21 protein-coding genes are annotated in these 22432 nt (G+C 40.8%); 10 read left to right on the top strand and 11 right to left on the bottom strand.

The window, feature by feature from the left end; translation table 11 throughout:
- The first annotated feature begins 19 nt into the window (after positions 1–19).
- From wbaP to CP948_RS07530, 3 genes are read left to right on the top strand one after another with little or no spacing between them, the layout of a single operon-like run.
- Entirely contained in the window at positions 20–1462 is a 1443-nt protein-coding gene (gene wbaP / locus CP948_RS07540) for an undecaprenyl-phosphate galactose phosphotransferase WbaP (protein ID WP_245810118.1), read from the top strand.
- Between the two features lie 44 nt (positions 1463–1506).
- Positions 1507–1896, top strand: a complete 390-nt coding sequence (gene panD / locus CP948_RS07535; protein ID WP_096602989.1) for an aspartate 1-decarboxylase — start codon at positions 1507–1509, stop codon at positions 1894–1896.
- Entirely contained in the window at positions 1886–2497 is a 612-nt protein-coding gene (locus CP948_RS07530; RefSeq protein ID WP_096602987.1) for a hypothetical protein, read from the top strand. Before panD ends, CP948_RS07530 begins: the two co-directional genes overlap by 11 nt.
- Here CP948_RS07530 and CP948_RS07525 read toward each other — a convergent pair.
- Genes CP948_RS07525 through gltB form a run of 6 tightly spaced genes read right to left on the bottom strand, consistent with a single transcriptional unit; the run spans position 2478 to position 11573 of the window.
- Positions 2478–3335 (bottom strand): ROK family protein, encoded by an 858-nt coding sequence (locus tag CP948_RS07525; RefSeq protein ID WP_096602985.1) that lies wholly within the window; start codon positions 3333–3335, stop codon positions 2478–2480. The two genes, CP948_RS07530 and CP948_RS07525, sit on opposite strands and share 20 nt — an antisense overlap.
- Positions 3319–3756, bottom strand: a complete 438-nt coding sequence (locus CP948_RS07520) for a hypothetical protein (RefSeq protein ID WP_096602983.1) — start codon at positions 3754–3756, stop codon at positions 3319–3321. Before CP948_RS07520 ends, CP948_RS07525 begins: the two co-directional genes overlap by 17 nt.
- Positions 3753–4694, bottom strand: coding sequence for a magnesium/cobalt transporter CorA (corA, locus tag CP948_RS07515; RefSeq protein WP_096602981.1), 942 nt, complete (start codon positions 4692–4694; stop codon positions 3753–3755). Before corA ends, CP948_RS07520 begins: the two co-directional genes overlap by 4 nt.
- A gap of 15 nt (positions 4695–4709) precedes the next feature.
- A complete protein-coding gene (locus CP948_RS07510) occupies positions 4710–5960 on the bottom strand; it encodes an ArnT family glycosyltransferase (RefSeq protein WP_096602979.1) in 1251 nt (416 codons plus the stop codon).
- On the bottom strand, positions 5957–7033 hold the full coding sequence (locus tag CP948_RS07505) for an MFS transporter (RefSeq protein WP_245810120.1): 1077 nt from the start codon (positions 7031–7033) through the stop codon (positions 5957–5959). Before CP948_RS07505 ends, CP948_RS07510 begins: the two co-directional genes overlap by 4 nt.
- A gap of 37 nt (positions 7034–7070) precedes the next feature.
- Complete coding sequence (gene gltB / locus CP948_RS07500) at positions 7071–11573, bottom strand: glutamate synthase large subunit (RefSeq protein ID WP_096602975.1); 4503 nt, start codon at positions 11571–11573, stop codon at positions 7071–7073.
- A gap of 155 nt (positions 11574–11728) precedes the next feature.
- Here gltB and CP948_RS07495 point away from each other — a divergent pair, with 155 nt between their 5' ends.
- From CP948_RS07495 to CP948_RS07475, 5 genes are read left to right on the top strand one after another with little or no spacing between them, the layout of a single operon-like run.
- Positions 11729–12172 (top strand): TraR/DksA family transcriptional regulator, encoded by a 444-nt coding sequence (locus CP948_RS07495; RefSeq protein WP_096602973.1) that lies wholly within the window; start codon positions 11729–11731, stop codon positions 12170–12172.
- Positions 12169–13326, top strand: coding sequence for an iron-containing alcohol dehydrogenase (locus CP948_RS07490; RefSeq protein ID WP_096602971.1), 1158 nt, complete (start codon positions 12169–12171; stop codon positions 13324–13326). The genes CP948_RS07495 and CP948_RS07490 overlap by 4 nt, the downstream gene beginning before the upstream one ends.
- The gene (locus CP948_RS07485; RefSeq protein ID WP_096602969.1) at positions 13319–14122 is read left to right on the top strand and encodes a serine/threonine protein kinase; all 804 of its coding nucleotides are present in this window, start codon (positions 13319–13321) and stop codon (positions 14120–14122) included. Before CP948_RS07490 ends, CP948_RS07485 begins: the two co-directional genes overlap by 8 nt.
- The gene (locus CP948_RS07480) at positions 14119–14796 is read left to right on the top strand and encodes a polysaccharide deacetylase family protein (RefSeq protein WP_096602967.1); all 678 of its coding nucleotides are present in this window, start codon (positions 14119–14121) and stop codon (positions 14794–14796) included. The genes CP948_RS07485 and CP948_RS07480 overlap by 4 nt, the downstream gene beginning before the upstream one ends.
- A gap of 3 nt (positions 14797–14799) precedes the next feature.
- On the top strand, positions 14800–15345 hold the full coding sequence (locus CP948_RS07475) for a hypothetical protein (protein WP_096602965.1): 546 nt from the start codon (positions 14800–14802) through the stop codon (positions 15343–15345).
- Here CP948_RS07475 and trpE read toward each other — a convergent pair.
- Both trpE and CP948_RS07465 read right to left on the bottom strand, forming a co-directional pair.
- Positions 15333–16811, bottom strand: a complete 1479-nt coding sequence (gene trpE / locus CP948_RS07470; RefSeq protein WP_096602962.1) for an anthranilate synthase component I — start codon at positions 16809–16811, stop codon at positions 15333–15335. The genes CP948_RS07475 and trpE overlap by 13 nt on opposite strands.
- A 5-nt stretch (positions 16812–16816) precedes the next feature.
- On the bottom strand, positions 16817–18019 hold the full coding sequence (locus CP948_RS07465; RefSeq protein ID WP_096602960.1) for a 2,3-bisphosphoglycerate-independent phosphoglycerate mutase: 1203 nt from the start codon (positions 18017–18019) through the stop codon (positions 16817–16819).
- A 40-nt stretch (positions 18020–18059) separates the two neighbouring features.
- Between CP948_RS07465 and CP948_RS07460 the strand changes: the two genes are divergently transcribed.
- A complete protein-coding gene (locus CP948_RS07460; RefSeq protein ID WP_096603054.1) occupies positions 18060–19163 on the top strand; it encodes a KamA family radical SAM protein in 1104 nt (367 codons plus the stop codon).
- Entirely contained in the window at positions 19144–19926 is a 783-nt protein-coding gene (locus CP948_RS07455; protein WP_245810117.1) for a YihY/virulence factor BrkB family protein, read from the top strand. The genes CP948_RS07460 and CP948_RS07455 overlap by 20 nt, the downstream gene beginning before the upstream one ends.
- Here the strand turns inward: CP948_RS07455 and CP948_RS07450 are convergent.
- The 3 genes from CP948_RS07450 to CP948_RS07440 all read right to left on the bottom strand — a co-directional run bounded on the left by CP948_RS07450 (position 19906) and on the right by CP948_RS07440 (position 22266).
- Positions 19906–20337 carry a phosphatidylglycerophosphatase A family protein gene (locus CP948_RS07450; protein WP_096602958.1) on the bottom strand — a complete coding sequence of 144 codons (432 nt, stop codon included), beginning with the start codon at positions 20335–20337 and terminating at the stop codon, positions 19906–19908. The genes CP948_RS07455 and CP948_RS07450 overlap by 21 nt on opposite strands.
- A 22-nt stretch (positions 20338–20359) precedes the next feature.
- Entirely contained in the window at positions 20360–21091 is a 732-nt protein-coding gene (locus tag CP948_RS07445) for a ZIP family metal transporter (protein ID WP_096602956.1), read from the bottom strand.
- A gap of 590 nt (positions 21092–21681) precedes the next feature.
- Positions 21682–22266: a DUF996 domain-containing protein gene (locus CP948_RS07440; protein ID WP_096602954.1), complete on the bottom strand. Its 585-nt coding sequence runs from the start codon at positions 22264–22266 to the stop codon at positions 21682–21684.
- Between the last annotated feature and the right edge of the window lie 166 nt (positions 22267–22432).

Here is a 22432-nt window from a genome sequence, read left to right as displayed (position 1 = left end):
GGAATTATAATACACTTCCGTGAGCAAAAAGCTGGAAAAGTTTATATTCTTTGTATTTCTTATACTTGGAGACCTTTTAGCTTTCTATCTATCTCTCTTTATGGCTTACCTTACGCGCCTATTTATAAATCCGTTAGTTATAAATTACGCAGACTTTAAATTACCTCTTTCTCACTTTCTTAAAATGTGGTGGATACCCGTTATTTTCGTGTTCTTTTACTTTTATGAAGGACTTTATCACAAAAGGTATCCCTTTCCTGAGGAGCTAAGAAGGATCGTAAAAGCTGTATTTATAAGCACTGTAGCACTCTTTTTCTTAGTTGGACTCACCAAGTCTTCAGAAGATGTATCAAGACTTATGTTTCTCATTTTGGGTCTTTGCATACCTCTGCCAACGGCATTCTTTAGGTCTATGGTAAAAAACTCGCTTTTTAAAAGAGGTATAGGTTTAAAGAGATTTGCTGTTGTAGGAACTGATGGAATAGCTGTTAAGTCCGCCTCTTTTTTGAGTGCGGAAAAGCATTTGGGATATGTGGTTGTAGGATTCTTCGGTGATAAGGGAGTTTTTAAAAGTATAAGCTTAAATGGGAAAACTTTTAAGGTAAGAAAGCTTAAGTTTCTCAAAAAGCTAATTGACAGAGGTTTTGTAGACTGTATTGTAGTCTCCACTGGCTACTTTGAGGATGAGGAAGATATAGCACGCTTTGTATACAGCAATTACGGGAAGGTAAGGGAACTCATACTCGTACCGCCTTTAAAAGGAGTTAGCTTAGTAAACTCTGAGCCTATGCACATTTATATGCTTGATGTGTTTATGCTAAAGTTTAAAGATAATCTGAGTACCTTCCCCAACATTTACATAAAGAGGATTTTTGACCTAACTCTCTCCCTTTTAGCTCTTCCGTTGGTTCTTTTACTAACAGCTGTTATATCCGTACTCATAAAGTTAGAGACTAAGGGATCCGTCTTTTTTTCTCACACGCGCGTAGGCAAGGATGGAAAAACTATAAAGGTTTATAAATTTAGAACCATGTATATGAACGCTCAGGACATGTTAGAAAAACTCTTAATGGAGAGAGAGGATCTTAGGCACGAATGGAATATGTACGGGAAGTTAAAAGATGATCCCCGCATAACAAGGGTGGGCAGATTTCTCAGAAGGACATCTCTGGACGAACTTCCTCAGATATTCAATGTTATAAAAGGGGATATGAGTTTGGTAGGTCCGCGCCCAGTTACGCAGGAGGAACTCAACAAGTATTACGGCGAGTTTGCCCAAGTGTATAAGATGGTAAAACCCGGTATAACAGGCTACTGGCAGGTAAGTGGTAGGAATGATGTGGACTACTCAACGCGCGTTGCTATGGACACTTTTTATGTGATCAACTGGTCTCTTTGGTTGGATCTTTACATACTTGCAAAAACCTTCTGGGTGGTTCTCAAGAAACAGGGTGCTTATTGACACTTTAGGATTAAGTTTATAATTATTCCTTTTTGGAGGAGTGCATGCAGAGGTTTATGCTAAAGTCCAAAATACACAGAGCCAGGATAACGGGTAAGGAGCTTCATTACGAAGGAAGCCTGTCTTTAGATGCTTCCATTATGGCATCAGCTAATCTCCTGCCTTTTGAAAAGATAGAGGTCTATAATGTGAATAACGGTCAGAGGTTTTCCACTTATGTAATTCCAGCACCGGCGGGCTCAGGTGAAGTTCAACTCAACGGTGCTGCCTCAAGGCTCGGAGAGGTAGGTGACATCATTATTATAGCTTCTTATGCACTTTTTGACGAGAAAGAGCTTGTTAATTTTAAGCCTCTCCTCGTGTATGTAAATGAAGAAAACAGGATTTTGGAAGTCAAGAGAGGTATGGGATTAGAGGCTCTTTATGATAGGTAAGGTTTTTAAGCTCTTTAGGGAAAAGGGAGGACTGTTAAAAGCCCTTGATCTGTGGGATTGGTACGAAAGTTTAGATCCACAAAAACAAAAGATGGTCAAGTATTACTTTTCTCTTAAAACCATAAAGAACCTCCGTTTTCCTTACAAAGCCAAGCACTTTGATTCAGGAGACATAAAAGATACACCTTACACAAAGAGGACCTTTTTGGGAAGTATCGCCCAGATGGCACTGCTTGAAGGAGATACAAAGAATGCGGAATGGCTATACTTGGAAGCTCTCAAGATGGAAGGCACACCTATTGAAGCTCACATGATACTCAACGATTTGGTAATTCTGGCTCAGAAGGAGAAAAACTACGAAAAAATGGAAACTTATGCGAAAGCAGACATAGAGCTATTTGAAAAGTACAAAGAAAGTTTGAAAGAAAAAGAGGGGGGAAGCTTACCTCACCTGAACTCTTTTGACCTTATGCTTTACCTTTTGGAAAGAAAGGGAGAGTATGTCAAAGCTTTGAAGCTTTTGTCTTACATGGAAAGCCAGTCCATACCTGTTTATCCAGAGACAAAGGAAAGACTTAAGGCTAAATGCCAAAACTCATAGCAAGCGCACCTCTTGCCATGCAAAACTCTTCACAGCTTGACCAAAAAACGGAAAGACAGCTTGCAGGGAGCCTTTCCACAGAGGAGATTAAACTGTCCTCTAAGCCTTCTAAAAGTGTTCTCATACTATCCAGAAGTCCACCACCTAACACCAAAGTGTCCGGGTTGAGTATGTGTACAGCATTCATAAGCCCCGTAATTAGATAATTTTTGAACTCCTCTACAGCCATAAGAGCATTCCTGTCTCCTTCCTTTGCTTTTTGGACTATCTGATAGTCCCTTAACTCCTCTCCTGAGAGATTTTTGTAAATTCTTTCAAAGCCGTAAGAAGAGCAGTAAGCCTCCCAGCAACCCCTTCTTCCACAACTGCATAACTTACCATCTTTTTGAATTATGTGATGACCAAGTTCCAAAGCGCTTCCACAAGCGCCTAAGTAAGGCTCGCCCTTTATGACAAGCCCAGCTCCCAAACCTGTGCCGATAGCCACAAAAAGCAGACATTTACTATTTCTGTGCTCATAGTACCACTCGCCGTAAGCTCCAAAACTAACATCGTTTCCTACCACGCACTTTACACCTTCCGAAAGTAGAATTTCTCTAAGAGGCACACCATCCAAGGCAGGTATGTTGGGAGATTTGTAAATGACACCGTCAAGAGATGTAAAGCCCGCCACTGCAACACCTACTGCCTCAGGACTGCCTTCCTTTGAAATCTCTACTATGGTCCTTAGAAAGCTCTCTCTATTCCTTGATAAGTCTTTTACATACACCTTTTGCCTGCGACCATCTTCCCACAGCACCTTTATGAAAGTACCCCCTATGTCAATACCCTTTCTCATAACTTATCTCTAATATCTTTAAGCCTTCGTCCTTTTTTTGGTAGCTTATGTTCATACTGAGAAGTTTTTTTCCATCTTTTAGGAGTTCCACAACCATTAGACTGTCAGATAATTTCTCCTTTACAATCACACCTTTATACACCTTTTTATTGTAAAGACAAGTTTTTAAAAGTCCGTCTTCTCCACCAAGTTCTTCTTGTAGGTTTTCACTTAAAAGCCTAAGCACATGATAAGCCTTTCTTTTGCTACAGTTCTCAAAACCAAGTAGGAAAGTATAAAAGTTCCTGAGTTCCTGTAATGTTTGCTTTTTTTCTTCCATATCCTGTATAAATATGACTAATCCTATGATAAAAGGATAAGATAAGCCAAACAACACAAAAATGCCCAGTAGAAGGTCTTCTGTTTTAAGGTTTAACTTCATAGCCAGCCTTTTTTCCTAACCCAGTATATGAGCACCAAAGTTGTGGAAACCATCAAAAACAGAGAGTAAGGGTATCCATACTTCCAATGAAGTTCTGGCATATACTTAAAGTTCATACCAAATATGCTTGCAATAAGGGTAGCAGGTAGAAATATGGTAGCAAGTACCGTGAAGACCTTCACCGCTTCGTTCTGTCTTATGGATATGAGACCAAGCAAGGAACTCTGTATGCTGTCTATCCTATCCATGTAGAGGGTAGTGTAGTCCAAAAGGGTGTGAAGGTCATCAAGGGCTACTTTCATGTCTCTCTTTGTCTGAGCGTTTACCCGAGGACTCTTTATGAAGTGGCTAAGAATTCTGAGCTTTTCGTTTATGGACTCTCTTAGCGTTATGTTTAGTTCATCATAGTAAGATAGGTCTTTTATAATCTCCTCTGATTGTTCTGAAAAGACTTCTTTTCTCAGGTTTCTTATCCTCCTTCCAAGAATCTCAAGTCTGTCTCCTATGCGATCTATCTCTATCTTCACTATCTCTGCAAATATAGCTTCAGGAAATTGGAAGTGCATATTCTGAGCAATTGCTCTTTTTTGGAATATGAGCAAAGTGGGAATGTCTCTGTATCTTAAGCTGACAAGGTATCTTCCTTTTATGAAAAATACCACTGGTTCTACTAATATGTCCTCTTTTTGCTGTATAACAAAGGACAGGTTCATGTATATAAAGTCACCTTCCTCTTTGTATTTGCTGCTTATTTCTATATCTCCAAATACCTCCCTTGGGGGCATTTCAAAGCTTACTGCACTTTTTAGCCAGTTTATTTCTTCTTCGGAGGGTTTTTCCACATCTAACCATATGATGGTGTCTTTGGGTATCTCACCTATTTGATCAAGGGCAAATTGTTCAAGCCCTCTGTTTGTGCTAGCATGAATGAAAATCATATAACTATTTTACAGCTAAGGACAGCTCAAAAGCACATACCTACCATCAAACTCGGTACCTTTTAGGATTAACTTGCACGTAGGGAGTTCCTTTATGTGTTCGTATTTGGTGATCACAAGTCCTGAAAATGGCTTGTTGGGATCTTCCAGAGTGCTTATGCATCTTTGAGAGTAAAACACCAAAGAGGAGTCCTCGCTTTTGTAGAAGTAAACTGTGCCAGGGTATTCCTTAACGATGACATACGCCTTTGGAGTAAACCTGATGCTTTCATAGTAGTGCAAGACAAAAAACAGCGCAAAAAGGAGAAAAGCACTAAATACTAAAACCCTCTTTATATATTTTGTATCTGTTGTGTTTGCTATTAGTGCGGACAGAGGAGGGTAAGCAAAGAGTATGTAATGGTGGAGCTTGTTTTTGGCAAAGCTGAAAAAAAGAAGGACTGAGAGACACCAGAAAAGGTAAGGCATTAACTCCTTCCTGAAGCTTTTTACTATCTTTAAGTATACAGGTGCGTAGAAGATGGTTGTAGCAAGTACCACAATGAGGTAATAGTAAAAGGGTAAAGGGTGCGTAAGTCTCTGCCCCGTATAGCGCATGAGGTTTTCATATAAGAAAAACCTGAAAAAGTAATATTCTCCAAACTTGTAAAGCATGTAAAGATACCAGCTTCCTCCCAAAATTAGAAAAAGAGCTATCCCTTTCAAAGAGAACACCTTTAGATCCCTTTTCCAAAGGAGATAAACCAAAAGAGTTAGAACCACACCTACAGGACCTTTAGTAAGGAAGGCAAAGGCTAAAAAGAACCATCCCAAAAGGAACTTTTCCAAAAGGAAAAAGTAAAGGCTCACCATCATGAAGAAGGTGTTTAACATCTCTGGCACGAAGGCTCGGGACTCTATCCACATGTGAGGCAAAGTAAGGAGCACAAGAGCACTTTTGTATGCTGTTTGTTCATCTGAGTGTTTCTTGACAAGCAAGTAGGTAAAAACTGCAACGCCCATAGCGGAAAGCCCAGATACTAATCTTGCAGAAAACTCGCTTTTTCCCAAAAGCTCAAAAAAGGCAAGTGCTATCCAGTAAAGCATGGGTGGTTTTTCAAATCTCGGTTGGCAGTTATAGTAAGGTACAAGAAGGTCTTTACTTTTGATCATGTTTATGACTGCGCTTGCGTTTCTGCCTTCATCAAGAGAAGTAAAGCTAATTAATGAGTTTCCTAAGATGAAAAAGTAAAAGGATAGTAAAACTATAAGCCAGAGGCTTTTCATGACTCGCCTTTAAATTTTACACTACGGAAAACTACATATCCCATAGTGGGGAATACAAGCATGAAAAGCGCAGAAAGTCTATAATCATCTCCAGTTATGTATAGAAAGAGGGACCAGGTAAAAAGCCCCGTTGTGGATGCTATCCTTTCGGTAAGCGAAAGGAATGAGAGGCGCACGGATACCTGCGTTTGAGGGAATTTTTCCATTATAAAGAGCCTTGAGGTGGTCCAAAGATGCGCAAGGGAAAGTCCCGCAAGAAAGCCCACTGGCAATATAGCACCTTTTGGAGCAAAGTAAAGTATTATCAGGAAGAAAGACCACAAGAAAAATCCCATAGGAAAGAGCTTATGAGCTTGAATCTTGTCTGAGAGTTTCCCAAAAAGAACGCCTCCCATTACACCACCTAAAGCGGATAAGCCTATAACTTTATAGATGTTTTCGTCTTCAAGCCCGTAAACCTTCTTAAGGTATATACCCATCATAGCAATAAGGGTGTTTGCCACCTCAGTAAGTGAAAGTATGGATATTATGGCGAGCATAAACTTCTTGTCTTTAAAGACTTCTCTGAGGCTTACCTTTTCACGATAAGGTGGATTCTTCAGAAAAAATAATGCTGGCGTGCTCAAAAGGACAAAAAGCAAAGAAGCATAGAGAAACACTTTTGGTATGTGCATCTCCTTTGCTAAAAAGAGAAGAGTAAAAGCGGAGCTTATGTACCCTACGGAAACTCCTAAGCCGGAAGCTATACCTCTCTTTTCAAAAGACAAAAGCATGGAGTTGTAGAACACAAGAGCCTGTTGGTGGGATATTGCCATAAGAGAATAAACAAATAGTGCTATCCAAGGCATGTTTGTCAGAAGTGTCAAAAGAGCACAAAACAGAGCTGTGAGCAAGCTAAAAAGTGCAAAGAAGTGTTTTCTGATGCCTCTGCTGTCTGCTAACTTTCCCAAATGGAGCGCTACAATAAAAGACATAAGGAAGGCACTTCCGTAAAACACGGAATACATCTTGGTATCTATGTACTTGGTTATGAAAAGCGGAAAGAAGGTAGAATAGACAAGAGCGCTTAAGATGGTTTCTCCTGCATCGTACAGAGCAAAAGACAGAATGTCAAGCTTTCTTCTCAGGAGCTATTCCTACCTCGCACTCGTCCGTTTCTCCATACATATCCCTTTTACACTGTTCAAAGGGGATAACTTTGTAGAACTTCTCTGCATACTCCTCCCAGTTTTCAAGAATGTGTTTTGCCCATTGGCTACCTGTATATGTGTAGTGTTTGGTTATCAGCGCTTTTAGCTCTTGCATTTCCTTTTCGTTTTTGAGCCTCCTTACCATCACATAAGAGGTGTTTATCTTTTTCTCAAGTTGCTCATCAAGTACATAGGCGTGTCCTCCTGTCATACCTGCTCCAAAGTTAAAACCCACACTACCGAGGACTACAACAATTCCGCCAGTCATGTATTCACAGCAGTGAAGCCCTGCACCTTCAACTACCGCAATAGCACCACTGTTTCTAACCGCAAACCTCTCTCCTGCCCTTCCTGCTGCGTAGAGCTCACCACCAGTAGCACCATAAAGACATGTATTACCCATAATTACATGGTTCTGGCTATCTTCTATATCTTGGGGTTTTAAAACTATCCTTCCGCCGTACATACCCTTACCTACATAATCGTTGGCATCACCAATAAGTGTGAGGGATACACCTCTGTGATTGAAAGCTCCAAAGCTCTGACCTGCAGTGCCTACAAAGGTAAGATTTATGGTGTCTTCAGGGAGTCCTTCATCTCTGTACTTTGTGGCTATGTAGTAGTTTATCCTTACAGGCACGCTCCTGTCTGTATTCCTTATTGGGTATTCCTTGTGTACTTTCTGAGCTTTTTCTATGTAGGGAAGCAGTTCTTCTACGAGCCTTTCGTTAAAGGAAGGTCTTGGGTTGTCGTTTCTATCTACAAGACACCTAAGGGGTTTATCCTTAGGATAGTCCTCTTTGAGAAACTTCTCTAACTTTATTCTCTTGGAGCCGGGTATGTGATCAAAGCTCAGCACGTCAAGGAGGTCTCTTCTGCCTATTATCTCATCAAGACTTCTAAAGCCCATTTGAGCTAAGATTTCTCTTACTTCTTGCGCCACCGCTTTGAAGTAAGCCATCACATCCTCAACCTTACCTTTGAACTTTTCCCTATACTTGGGGTCTTGGGTGGCAACACCTGTGGGGCACTGGTTTGTGTGACACATCCTTGCCATCACGCAACCTTCCGCTATCATGGCGGCAGTTCCAAAACCAAACTCCTCTGCACCCAAAAGCGCTGCGATGATCACATCTTTGCCTGTTCTCATGCCTCCATCTACGCGTATACGCACCTTGTCTCTAAGGCTGTTTTCCATCAGAACCTTCTGGGTTTCCGCAATGCCTATCTCCCAGTAGTTTCCTGCGTTCTTTATGGAGGAGTAGGGGCTTGCACCTGTGCCTCCTTCCGCACCGCTTATTTGAATTACGTCCGCGTAAGCCTTTGCAACACCCGCCGCTATTGTGCCTACACCTGTTTCTGCAACGAGCTTTACGCAGACTTTAGCCTTTGGATTGGCTTCTTTCAGGTCATTTATGAGTTGTGCCAGGTCCTCTATGGAGTATATGTCGTGGTGAGGTGGAGGTGATATAAGGGTGATACCGGGCTGAGCGTGTCTTAACTTCGCTATGTACTCGCTTACCTTGTGTCCTGGAAGTTGCCCCCCCTCTCCGGGTTTTGCTCCTTGAGCTATCTTTATCTCAATGTCCTGAGCGGATGCCAAGTATGTGGGAGTGACGCCAAACCTACCACTTGCCACTTGCTTGATGGCAGAGTTTCTTATAGTCCAGTACCTCTGAGGGTCCTCTCCTCCTTCTCCAGAATTGCTCTTCATACCAAGTCTGTTGCAAGCTTCTGCTATGGTTTCGTGAGCTTCCGGTGATAGAGCACCAAGAGACATACCACCTGTGACGAACCTTTTTAGTATGCTCTCTACGGGTTCCACTTCTTCTAGGGGTATAGGTTTTTCTGCCTTTTTGTAGGTAAGAAGGTGTCTGATAAAGGTAGGGTGTTCCTCGTTGGCTATTTTGGAAAAAGACTTGTAATCTTCGTAGTCTTTTGTCTCTAAGAACTTGTGAAGAGCCCTGACCACAAAAGGAGACCAAGCGTGCCACTCTCCGCCCTTTCTGAACTTCATATAACCACCGTAATCAAGCTGTGGGGTTTCCACCTCATAAGCCATACTGTGTCTTTTGAGCAGACTCTCCTCTATCTCAAATATACCGTCGGATTCTACAGTGATGGGTGTGTTGGGGAAAAACTCTTCCACAAAGTCCTTATTGAGGCATACAGTATCAAAGATCTTGGCTCCCTGATAGGAGTTTAGTGTGGATATGCCCATCTTGGACATGATCTTTAAAAGTCCATCTTCCAAAGCTTTCTTGTAGTTGAGTACAGCCTGCTCATAGGGTATCTTTATATCACCCTTCTGACAAAGCTCGTATATGGTTTCGTAAGCCAAGTATGGGTAAACCGCAGATGCACCGTAGCCTATCAAACAAGCCATGTGGTGAGGGTCCCTTGCTTCTCCCGTTTCTACTATTATGGACGCTTTTGTGGAAAGTCCCCTATCCGAAAGCCACTTAAAGACGCTAGAAACTGCAAGTAAACTGGGGACTGCAAGTCTGTAGCGAGAAATGTTTCTGTCTGTGAGTATGATGATCTGCGCACCTTCTCTTACCGCCTCTTCTACCCTTCTGCACACTATCTCAACACCAAGTCTAAGATCGCATATTTGCACACCTTCGTACATGGCATCGTATATGATGTCTGTTATCCTACGCTCTCCCGCAAGATCCTGAAGTTCCACCACGCAGTAGCTTCTCTCTTTAGGATAAGTCATGGGCACTTTGGCAACTTTAAAGTAGGTTTGCTTCTCTATGGTTTCCATCTCCTTAGGAAGAAGTATGGGACTCTCTATCTGAAAGCGCTTGGCGTGTTCTTCCGTTTCTTTAAGGAAGTTTCTTTTGTGTCCTAAGTTCATCCTCAAGGACATAACAGCCTTTTCCCTTATGGGGTCTATGGGTGGATTAGTAACCTGTGCAAACCTCTGTTTGAAGTATCTAAAGAGAAGTACAGGCTTTTCTGAAAGGGGAGGTAAAGGAGTATCATCACCCATAGAGAAGGTAAGCTCCTTTCCTTCCTGAGCCATGTAGGATATGACATTTTTGATCTCTTCCTGCGTGTAGCCAAAGGCTACCTGTTTTCTTAATCTTTCTTTATCATGCTCAGGTTCAGGTATAGAGCGGTCTTTTAGAAGGTCTGTGAGCCTCACCAGATGTTTTCTGAGCCACTCGCTGTAAGGTTTTTGTTGAGATAGCTCTTTTAGTATTTGGCTAGTTTCCCTGACTTCACCCTTTTGGAGATCAACACACAGTGTGTCTCCCGGACCGAGTCTTCCCCTTTTCTTTATCTTTCTTCCGGATAGGTCTATCATACCCACCTCTGAACCCAAGACAAGTATGCCATCTTCGGTTAGCACATAACGAGCAGGCCTTAGTCCGTTTCTGTCAAGGTGAGCACCTATGACCCTGCCGTCCGTGAAAGCTATGCTTGCAGGACCATCCCAAGGCTTCATAAGTAAAGACTGATACTCAAAGAAGTCCCTGACTTCCTCTGACATATCTGGCACTTTTTCCCACGCGGGTGGTATGAGCATGTTTATGGCGTGTTCTGGAGAGTATCCCACAAGACATAAAAGTTCAAAAACCCTGTCTAAGGATGCAGAATCACTCTCATCGTAAGACACTAAAGGAGTTATGAGCTTTATTCTTTCTCCGAAAACTTCGTGCTCAAGTTCGCTCTGAAGAGCGAGCATCCAATTTCTGTTTCCTTGTATGGTGTTTATCTCGCCATTATGCGCCAAATACCTGAAAGGCTGTGCCAACTTCCAATTAGGAAATGTGTTTGTGGAATACCTCTGATGAAACAGACAGAAAGATGATTCAAGAGTGTTTTCTTTCAAATCTATGTAGAAGTTATCTAGCTGAAGGGCTACCATCATACCTTTGTAGACCATAGTGCGTGAGGACAAAGATGCCACATAAACTTTGTCCATAATCTTTTTATCTCTCTCTATAGTTCTTCTAAGAAGGTAAAGCTCCAGTTCCCTCCTATCCTCTGGGACACCCTCTGCATCAATAAGCAAGTGAAATATCTGGGGCATAACCTCAAGGGCTTTATCACCAAGAGCGGACTTATCAACAGGAACTTTACGCCAACCTACCAGCTTAAAAGGAGAATTCTTTATGTGATCTTCTATCCTTGTCCTTACATCATCATAAAGAAAGAGAACTCCAACGCAGAGGTTTTCTATGTGGGATATTTCAAGATTTTCTTTACTTATGTAATCTGAAAAAAAAGAGCGAGGGATCTCTATGAGTATGCCAGCACCGTCTCCCGTCTTTCCGTCTCCACCTATGGCTCCCCTGTGTGTTAGGTTTTTTACTGCCTCTATTCCCCACCTCACTATCTGTGGGCTCTTTTCACCCTTTATGTTGCATACAAACCCAACTCCACAAGAGTCGTATTCTCTCATCTCCATGCATACCACCTCTCAAAAAAGTAAAAAGGGACTATTATTTTAACTTAAACAATGACTATGAATATGTCAATTAAAACAGAGCAATTGGAACAAAAGTTGACTTGAACTTAGAAAGGGTTATATTTTTAAGCTTTAAAATACAGGAGGTACAAAATATGCTTACAAAAGAAGTACTTGAAAACCTAAGAACTAAGTTGCTTGAGGAGAAAGCCAAAATCTTAGAGAGATATCGCAAAAAGGAAGACACACAAGCAAGGATAGGAGAGGAGGTAAAAGAACCCGGAGACCTTGAGGACATTAGCCAGATGACTTACACTCAGGAACTTTTGGACAATCTATCTACTCGGGAAGTTTTCATGCTAAGAGAAATAGATTATGCACTGCAGAAGATGGATGCAGGATCGTACGGTATATGCGAATACTGTGGTGAAGAGATTCCTCTTGAGAGATTACAAGCTATACCTTGGACGCGCTACCACGCTCATTGTGCGGAAAAGGTTGAGGAAGAAGGGATAGTGCCTACATATCCAGCTATTACCTTTGAAGGAACCATACCGGAGGAGATGGAAATACAGAGAGAAGATATAACCGAAGCATGAACCCCTTTGATTTCTACCTTCCGGTAGAGATAATCTTCGGTACAGGCAGTGTTGAAAAAATAGGAAATATAGCTAAGCGTTTTGGTTTTAAAGCTATGATAATTACTGGGAAGAAAAGTGCAAAGGAGAGTGGAGCTCTCTATGCTGTTTTGGAATCTCTTGAAAAAGTGGGTATAAAAGACATTTTGGTTTTTGACCGCGTAGAGCCAAATCCTACAGATAAGCAGGTAAATGATGCAAGCCAGATAGCTGTGAAGGAAAAAGTGGACTTCATTATAGGTCTTGGTGGTGGAAGTTCCTTGGATGTTGCAAAGGCTGTGTCTATAGTCTCTTCCAACGAAGGATACGCATGGGATTACGTGAATTATCCAGAAGGACCAAGACTTATCCCTTTTTTGAACAGACCCGTTATATGCATACCAACAACCGCTGGCACGGGTAGTGAAGTAAACAGGTACTCTGTAATATCCAACCCTATAAGGAAAGAAAAGCTTGTTATTTCTCACTCACTTAACTATCCTAAGGTAGCCCTTATAGACCCAGCACTTACAAAAACCATGTCTCCTTACCTTACTGCCATCACAGGTATAGATGCTTTCATACACGCTCTTGAGTCCTTTACTAACAGAGCTTATAATCCTATGGCAGATGAGCTTGCTATAAGAGCTGTACGAATAATAAAAGAATGGCTACCCATAGCGGTGAAAGACCCTGAGAACATGAAAGCCAGAGAAAGGATGAGCTATGCAAGCATGCTTGCAGGTATTGCCATAGACAAAAAGAGAGTAGCTCTTATACATGCTATGGAACACCCTCTATCCGCTCACTATCCTAACATAGCTCACGGAGAAGGACTTGCCGCCTTGGCAGTTGCCATAACCGAGTTCAATTACAGAGGAAACCCAGAAAAGTACGAACTTTTTGCAGAAGCTATGGGCTACGAGAGGAAGGCATCAAAAGCGGTAAATGCAGTGTTAGACCTTCTGAAAAGTGTAGATCTAACTCCAAACTTAAGATCCCTTGGTGTTAAAAAAGAAAGCATAGAAAAACTAACCGAAGATGTTTGCATGCTTTCTTGGCACTCTTTTAAGATAAATCCTGTAGAGCCAACGCCAGAAGACATATACAGGCTCTACGAAACTGCCTATGGCTGATAATGTAATCTTAAACACTTATCAGGTGCTTTCTTTTTTGGGTAGCGGGACTTTCGGAGAAGTGTATAAAGTAAGGGTGCTCAAAGGCAGATACAGAGGGAAAATAATGGCTCTAAAGGTAGCAAAGAATCCAGAGGTACTTCCCTACCTGTGGAAAGAGGTTCAAACACTGCTCTTGCTTAACCATCCTCACATTGTATCTCTCCAAAGCTATCTCTACAAGAAGGACAGAGGAGAGCTTTATGTACTTTACGAACTTATGGATGTAGGTGACCTTAAGGAGTATGTGTTGAGTAAAGGAAGGCTTGAAGAAAGTGATGCTCTGAAAGTTTTAATACATGTAGCAAGGGGACTTGAGTTTTTACACGGTAGAGGCTACATACACGGGGATGTCAAGCCTGAAAATATCTTTGGGAAAAAGGTGCTCAGTGATGTGCTCTGGAAACTTGGCGACTTTGGGCTTGTTAGGATAAGGGGTAGTCAAAATGTTATAGAAGTAAAAGGCACTATAGGATACATAGCACCAGAAGTGTTCAGAGGTGAGGTACATAGAAGTAGCGATATATTTTCCTTGGGCTGCGTACTTCACTTCATGCTTACAGGCAGGGATCCTTTTGAATGCCAAGATAAAAAGGAAAAGCTAAGAAGGAATAAGGAAGGGCTTTACGTTATAGAAGAGAGCTTATCAGACCGCATAAAAAAACTCTTAAGTATTATGCTAAGCAACGACTACACTAAAAGGTTTATGACTGCTAAGGAGCTTATACAGTACATGGTAAAGGAAAGATTGGCATGAAGGTACTTACCTATCACAACATAGGAAAACCGCCATCATCTGCAAAGCTCAAAACACTCTACGTCAAACCTTGGAACCTCAAAAAACAGATAAAAGCACTTAAGCTATTAGGATATAAGTTTTTAAGAAGTCAGGACCTTCTAAAAAGTCCAAAGGATAGGGCAGTTCTTCTTACCTTTGACGACGCATACCTGGACTTTTGGGAAAATGCCTTTCCCTTTTTGATGGAAGAGGGAGTGCCCGCGCTGGTCTTTGTACCCGCAGGTCTTGTAGGAAAGTTCAACAAGTGGGACTACGAAAGGTTAAAGGTAAAAAAAACTATAATGGACTGGCAACATCTTAAAGAGCTCGTAAGTGCAGGTATAGAAATAGGGTCTCACAGCCTTACACATCCTTATCTTTCTAAGATACCCGAAGAGTCTGCAAAGAGAGAAATTGAAGACTCAAAAAAACTCCTTGAGGACAAGCTGGGTATAGAAATAAAAACCTTCTGCTATCCTTATGGAGACTACAACCAAAAGGTTAGGGATATGGTGGCAAAGGCAGGGTATCTTATGGCATTTACCACAAAACACGGTTCTTTTTCAAAGAGCCCTAATCTCTTTGAGATAAGAAGAATCACTGTGTTTGGAAATGACTTTCTCCTTAAGTTTATCTTTAAGGTTCTTGCGTAAACCATGAGCTATTACAAAATGCTCAGGGACACTATTCTTTCTCTCAAGGAAGTTTTTTATCTTTCCCCAAGAGAAATATGGTTCTTGTCTTTTTTAGAAGAGGCAGGATATCCTTTGGAGGTTGTCAAAGAAGGCATAAAGGAATTTTATCTAAGCTTGCCACCAGAAAAGAGACACAAAACACCCTTATTTTTTTCCTTTGGAAAGATAAATCAGCTTAATCATCAGCTTGCTCTTAGAAAAGGAAGAGAAGTAAAGATAGATTGGAAAAGGCGCTATATGGAAAATTTGGAAAAGATAAAACTTTACATAAAAAAAGAAGATATTCCCCAAGAGCCACAAAATGAAAGAGAAGCAGAGGAAAAACTTAAACATTTGGAAAACCTGTTGGTAAAAAGGCTCTGGGAGAACCTATCAGAGGAAGAAAAGACAAAGATTATTAGAAAATACTCCCCGTGGCGAAAGAACGAGGAGATATTCAAACTTATGATAAAACACGAGGTTCTTAAGCTTTATAACATAAAGCCTCTTTCTCTTTATGTTCTTTGAGTTTCTGCCATACTAACTGCTTTCATTAAAGCTTTAGCTTTGCTGACGATCTCCCACCATTCCTTTTCAGGGTCTGAATCTGCTACTATACCAGCTCCCGCCTGAAGGAATACCTCATCTCCTCTAATTACTGCAGTTCTTATTGCTATTGCCATATCAGTATTGCCTTGAAAAGAGATATAACCTACACACCCTGCGTATATACCTCTTCTTTCTGGTTCAAGCTCTTCTATGATCTGCATAGCTCTAACTTTGGGAGCGCCAGATACTGTCCCCGCAGGAAAAGTAGCCTTTATCACATCTACAGCAGACAAACCCTCTTGTATATCACCCACCACATGGCTTACTATGTGCATAACATGAGAGTATCTTTCTATGGTCATAAATTCTTTCACTCTAACACTACCCTGTTTTGATACTTTTCCTATGTCGTTTCTTGCAAGGTCTACAAGCATCAAGTGTTCTGCGCGCTCTTTTTCATCTCTTAAAAGCTCTTCTTCTAAAGCTTTGTCCTCCTCCTCTGTAAGCCCTCTTCTTCTTGTACCTGCTATGGGTCTTGTTTCTACCTTACCATCTTCTAATCTCACAAGGACCTCAGGTGAAGAACCTATAACCTTAACATGCCCCAGTTCCAGATAGTACATGTAAGGAGAAGGATTTAAAAATCTAAGTATCCTATAAAGATCCTCTGGCCTGCCTTTAAAGTTTTTACTGAACCTTAGGGAAGGTACCACCTGAATGATATCACCTCTGGCTATGTATTCTTTGGCTTTTATAACTAGACTTTCAAATTCCTCTTTTCTCATGTTGGCGTGCCACTCAGAAAGATGGGGCTCTTTTTCCTCGTAATTTACGGGAAATATACTTTTTGTAAATATGTCTTCTATAGCAGTTTCTATGCTAACTTTTGCTCTTTTGTAGCTTTCCTCAACATCCACATCCACAAAGATGGGAGACAGTATTTTTATCTTGCCTGTCAGGTTATCGTGTATGACCACTAAGTCTGTAAGAACCATGAATATGTCGTATGTTCCTATAGGGTCTGGTTTTTCATCTTTTACTGGCTCATAGCACTTTACCACATCATAACCTATGTATCCCACAAACCCACCCCAAAACCTTGGCAGTCTTTCATCTTTGTAAGGAACCAGATCTCTCATTAGGGACTTTAAGACTTCTAACGGATCTTTGCTCTCAAAACACCAAACCTTACCTCTTTTGAATACCTCCCCGTATCCCTTCTTGTACTTAAAAATGAATGAGGAAGACCTTATGACAAAAGAGTACCTTCCCCACTTGCTGCCACCTTCTGCGCTTTCTAAGAGTATGTTGTAATGACCTTCTTTCTTTAGTTTCAGAAACAAAGAAAGAGGTGTTTCTGTATCTGCAAGCACTTCTGCAAATAAGGGTATCACACTGTAGTTTTTGGAAAGCTCTTTCACTTGGTTCAGGTTAAGGCTCAGCATAAACTTTACGCTCCAAACTTAGAAAGTCTCAGAGAGTGTGCTAACATTAGGTTCATGAGTTTGAAAGCGGGGAATATACCCAGTTCCCCTTTTAGACATTCCCTTTCGGTAAACCGTTCAGAAGTTCTACCTAAAACATACGGTGAGTGTAGTAGCACAGGTACTGGATGCCAAGAGTGTCCTTTTAACACAGAAGGTGTGGAGTGGTCCCCTGTTATAACCAAAACTTGAGGTTTTAGGCTTAGAAACTCAGGTATAAGACCATCAAACTCTTCTATCACTTGGATTTTTCCTCTCCAGTTGCCATCCTCTCCGTAAGAATCTGTCTTTTTAATGTGGAAAAAGAAGTAATCGTAATTTTCCCACAGGTCTTTGAGGAGCTTAATTTGTTCTTGCAAGCTTTCCGCTTTAAAAACTTCCATACCTACTAAACTTGCCAGTCCTCGGTACATGGGATAAACAGCAATGGCACAGGCTCTCAAGCCAAACTTCTCCTCAAAACTTTCTATCTTAGGTTTTTGGGAGAATCCTCTAAGAAGTACATAGTTGGCTTTTGGTTCATCTTTTAGCACTTCCTGAGCCCTTTTTAAAAACTCCCTTACCACCATGGCTACTCCATCACCTTGGGGAATGATGGGTTCATAACCTTCTTTCTGTGGGTCTGTGTCTGGAAGTCTATCACTCCCTTCTGGCAGTGGTGTTGGAAATCTTAGGATCATGGCAAATCTGTGTTCCATACCGGGTGAAAGTATTACCTGCACATCTCCTATATTTTTTACTGCGCTTGCAAGCTTCTGGGTGATCCTTTTGTTCTCTTCTGAGGATATCCTTCCTGCTCTTCTGTCCTTTACTATGAGCTTTCCGTTGAACTCTTCAACAGTTGCGTAATTGCCTCTTACCGCTATATCTGTGTCTTTAAGCTCAAGTCCAAGACCCAAAGCTTCCAATATACCTCTACCTATCTGATACTCAACAGGATTGTATCCGAATATTCCCAAGTGCCCTGGTCCACTTCCAGGTGTTATACCGTAATCTACTGGTATGTGCATACCCAAGGCGGATTCTTTTGCAAGCCTGTCAAGGTTTGGCGTTTTGGCCATTTCAAGCTCCGTTTTTCCGTTTTCTACGGGAAGACCACCCAACCCATCAAGGACAATCAGGAGTAGCTTAGTGTTGTTTTTGATTATGTGTTTTTTCACAAGGTCCATATGGATAATTATAAATTAACTTAAAGCTATAATGTCTCTCATGAGAAGGTTTTTCCAAGAAGTACCCGAGGAGTTGTGGAGAGATTACAACTGGCAGGTAAAGAACCGTATCAAAACAAGGCAGACCATAGAAAGATACATAAAGCTACTTCCTGAGGAAATTCAAGGTATAGAAAGTACAAAGGGGATCTATCCCCTTGCTATAACACCCTACTACTTTTCTCTCATAGACCCGGATGACCCGCAGGATCCTATAAGATTGCAGTGCATACCTCGGGCTATAGAGATGGACCCAAAGATCCAAAGTATGGGTGAACCTGACCCTTTCAAAGAAGAGGGTTCTATTGTAGGACTCACTCACAGGTATCCCGATCGCGTCCTTATGAATGTCACTACTTTTTGTGCAGTTTATTGTAGGCATTGTATGAGAAAGCGAATATTCTCACAAGGTGAGCGATCTCGCACTATAGAAGAGCTTAAAAACATGATAGATTACATAAAAAAACACGAAGAGGTAAGAGATGTGCTCATCTCTGGAGGAGAACCTCTATCTTTGAGCTATAAAAAGCTTGACTACATACTCTCTGAGCTTAGGAAAATAAAACATGTTGAAATTGTACGCTTTGGGACAAGACTTCCAGTTTTAGCCCCCCAACGTTTTTTTGACGACAAGCTCCTTGATCTCTTGGAAAAATACTCACCTATATGGATAAACACACACTTCAATCATCCTAAGGAGATAACACCAGAGTCCCAAGAAGCTATAGAAAGGCTTTTGCGTAGAGGTATACCGGTGAATAATCAAACTGTTTTACTAAAAGGGGTAAATGATGACCCACAAACCATGTTAGAGCTTTTCAGAGGATTGCTGAGAATAAAGGTTAAACCTCAGTACCTATTTCACTGTGATCCTGTAAAAGGTGCCATCCATTTTAGGACAAGTATTGATAAGGGAATTGAGATCATGGAATATCTCAGGGGGAGGATTTCAGGTATGGGGATACCTACTTATGCAGTAGACCTTCCTGGTGGAAGAGGTAAAGTACCCATTACCCCTCAGTATGTGCTTGAAAGGGAGGGTGATAGGTTTGTCTTTAGAAGTCCTTTTGGGGGCACAGTTGAATATGAAGTCAAGGATATTTAAAAGTGCCAAGTATGTTTTTTACACCTTTTACACGTCTATTACAGAGGATTACGCTTATCACGCGTCTGCTCTTACTTATAGTTTTACCATGGTTTTAGGTTCCTTGCTCTTATTTTCCAGCTTCTTTGCCTCCTTTTTGCCCTTCTTTGACTTTAATAAGCTGATAAACTATGCAGTCTTGTTCTTTCCGGAGCAAACAGAGAAAGTAATTATTGAAATAATGAAGTTTTATCATCACAGAACATCTGGCTCTGTGTTCTCCCTTATCTTAGCTTATTTTTTTTCCGTAAGCTTTTCAAAGGACCTTTACAAAGCCTTTCTTTATACGCTATCAGAGGCACAGTCAGAAAAAGAATGGGCTTTTTGGATAAAAACACCTTTGATAGTAATTGCCTACACTTTAGTAATTTCCTTGTTTTTCCTTGTAAGCTCTTTACTTAAGGCTTACCTGGGAAACTATACAGTTTACCTTTTCTACCTAATAAACTTTTTTGCTATATTCAGCTTAACTGTAATAATATACGCTCTATTTCTACCTAAAAAGTACACTTTTAGGGGTGTGTATCCCGGTGCTTTTTTTACGTCTACTTGTCTTTTGATTCTTAATAAAATTTTCTCTACCTTTGTGGTAAAGTTTGTCAAGCTAAATCCTTTATACGGTTTTATGGGTTCTGTACTTCTGTTCTTCATATGGATAAATCTGTCTTTTACTCTGATCCTCGCAGGGGCAAAGTTTATAAAGTTAATGAAAGAGGGAAAATAGCACAAAGGCATTTATCATACCTGCTACCGCATCATCAGCCATCACGCCGTGTCCATTAGGTAAGTTTTCAAAAAGCTTTATAGGATATGGCTTTAGTATGTCAAGAAGGCGAAAAGTTAAAAAACCCACCAGCAAGGTTTTGAAAGTAGGTTCTACAAAGGTGTAAGACAAAAGGTATCCCAACACTTCATCTATAACTACATCCTCGGGGTCTTTTTCTTTTCGCATTTCTATAACATAGCCAGATGCCCACACACCAAGCAGGTAAAGTAGCAAAGCTACAAAAAGCACAAGCCACCATTTGACAGCAAACACATACACCAGAGGTACACCAAGGAGAGTCCCAAGACTTCCCGGAGCGTACCTAAACCTTCCTAAATAGAATCCTGTAGCTATTAACTCTTGCCACATGCCTGAAAAATTTTAGATACTTTTACAGTGTAGTGTCAAGCAAGAGCATCAAGAGAAAGCCTACTAAAAAGCCTAATGTGGATACAACGTGGGAACCTTGGGAATAAACTTCTGGAAAGACCTCTTTTACCGTTATGTATATCATAGCTCCACCACCTAGTCCCAAACCTACAGGAAGAAGCGCACTAAAAGACTCAAAAGTATAAAAACCAAGAAGGCAAAACAGGGATTCAGCAATTCCGCTTATTATCCCTGCTAACACAGGAACTACAATCCCTTTGTTGGCAACTATTAGAGCGAGACTAACTATTAGACCTTCTGGTACGTCCTGAATGGCTATAGCTATTGCGGTTGCGGTACCTTTCTCCAAAGAATAAGCGGAAGATACACCTACAGCAAAACCTTCTGGTATGTTGTGAATAATCACACCTGCAACTATGAGGAAGAGTTTTTTAAGTTTTTCGGTCTTTATAATGCCTTCCTCACCCTTTATCACATGTTCGTGAGGGAAGAGATACTCTATAAGTCCTATAAGGGCAAACCCCATGATTATACCTAAGGAAGTTTGTAAAAAACCTCCTCTTTGTAGAGCAGGTAGTATGAGGCTCGTAAAACTCGCCACCATCATTACTCCACCTGCAAAGGACAGATTCAGGTTTACGCTTACGGAGATTTTTTTAAAAAACACAGCTACCAAGCTTCCTACAGATGTGCCTACAAGTAGGAGTAGGGAGTTTAGCCAAATTTCGCTCATCTCATAATCTTAACATCTCTTGATTCCACACGGTACATTAGGAACTAAACCAACAGATGTGCACAAATTCTTAGCTAAGGTAAGGAAGTCGCAATCCCACACGGTGGGCTAAAAACCTAAAACTAATCCCCGCAGAAAAGCCTACATATTTTGTCTCAATCCCACACGGTGGGCTAAAAACCTAAAACTAATCCCCGCAGAAAAGCCTACATATTTTGTCTCAATCCCACACGGTGGGCTAAAAACCCCAAATCCTTACATGTTTGATCTTATTCTCTTTCAAGCCTTTTGTCAAAGGGATACCCTCTTCAAATGAAGTTAATTTTCGGAAATTTTCAGTTCCCAAAAATGGGCTAAAAAGTGCCATTTCCAACTATTGAAACTCAACTGTTCCAAAAGTGTTTCATCAAAACATCAAAATGCCAAAATGTTTTGATGAAGACATTAAAGCCATACCACCCTTATAATCTTACAAACACAAACCCTATTCAACTGCCAAGATAACAAGGGTCAGTTTTCTGACCCTCAGTTTAAACTTGTTAAATAACTTACCACACTTGACAGGAAAAAATCAAGCGTTAGGCTTTTTCTTATGCTCTAATTTCTACCTCGTCTGGTGCTGTAAAGAATGCTATTACAAGTATTATCCAACCTACAATCCATAAAATTATACCTATGCCAAACAGAATTACGGTAATCGCACCTATATACATGAGAAGGCCAGCTGTCCTAAAGAGGTTGTGGTTTATGGTTACTGCAAGAATTTTGTAGGCTTCTTTATAAAAATAGGCAGCTACTATAGAAATTATATAGTCTACCAACAGCGCAATAAATATACCTATACCTATACCTAAACCTACCTGTCCCTCATCTCTCGTAAATCCTGAGGAGGCAAAAAAGCTTACAAAACTCATTAAACCAAACATAAGCGCTATAATCCAACCCAACAACGCTAAAATGAAACCTATTATAGCTTTACTGAAAATTTCTGGTTTTTTGATTTTGCTACTAATTTGATACATACTAACAAGCCAAAAAACTATTCCCAATATGCCAAGAAGAATTCCTATTACTGGTATGAAGCTTAGCAACATAAGAAGAGATCCTATACCACCAAGCAGTTTTTGAGTGGATATATTTACTTTTTCTGTGGCTAAGCCGTTCTGCTGTGTCATAGCCAACCCCCCTTATGTTTATTTTAATTATTAAAATATAAAGCAAAGGCTAAGTAAAGTCAAGTTCTTTTGAGGCTGTTTGAAAAATCCCAGAGCATTGACAAAACTTGATTTCTAAAAACAGCCCTCAAAAGCTCAAAAAATAAGTAAATCCCCCAAAGCACCA

Origin of the sequence: Hydrogenobacter hydrogenophilus, assembly GCF_900215655.1 — a bacterium.
GTDB classification, from domain to species: Bacteria; Aquificota; Aquificia; order Aquificales; family Aquificaceae; genus Hydrogenobacter; species Hydrogenobacter hydrogenophilus.
Note: the sequence above shows the minus strand (reverse complement) of the source record. Positions and strands in the feature narration are given on the sequence as shown.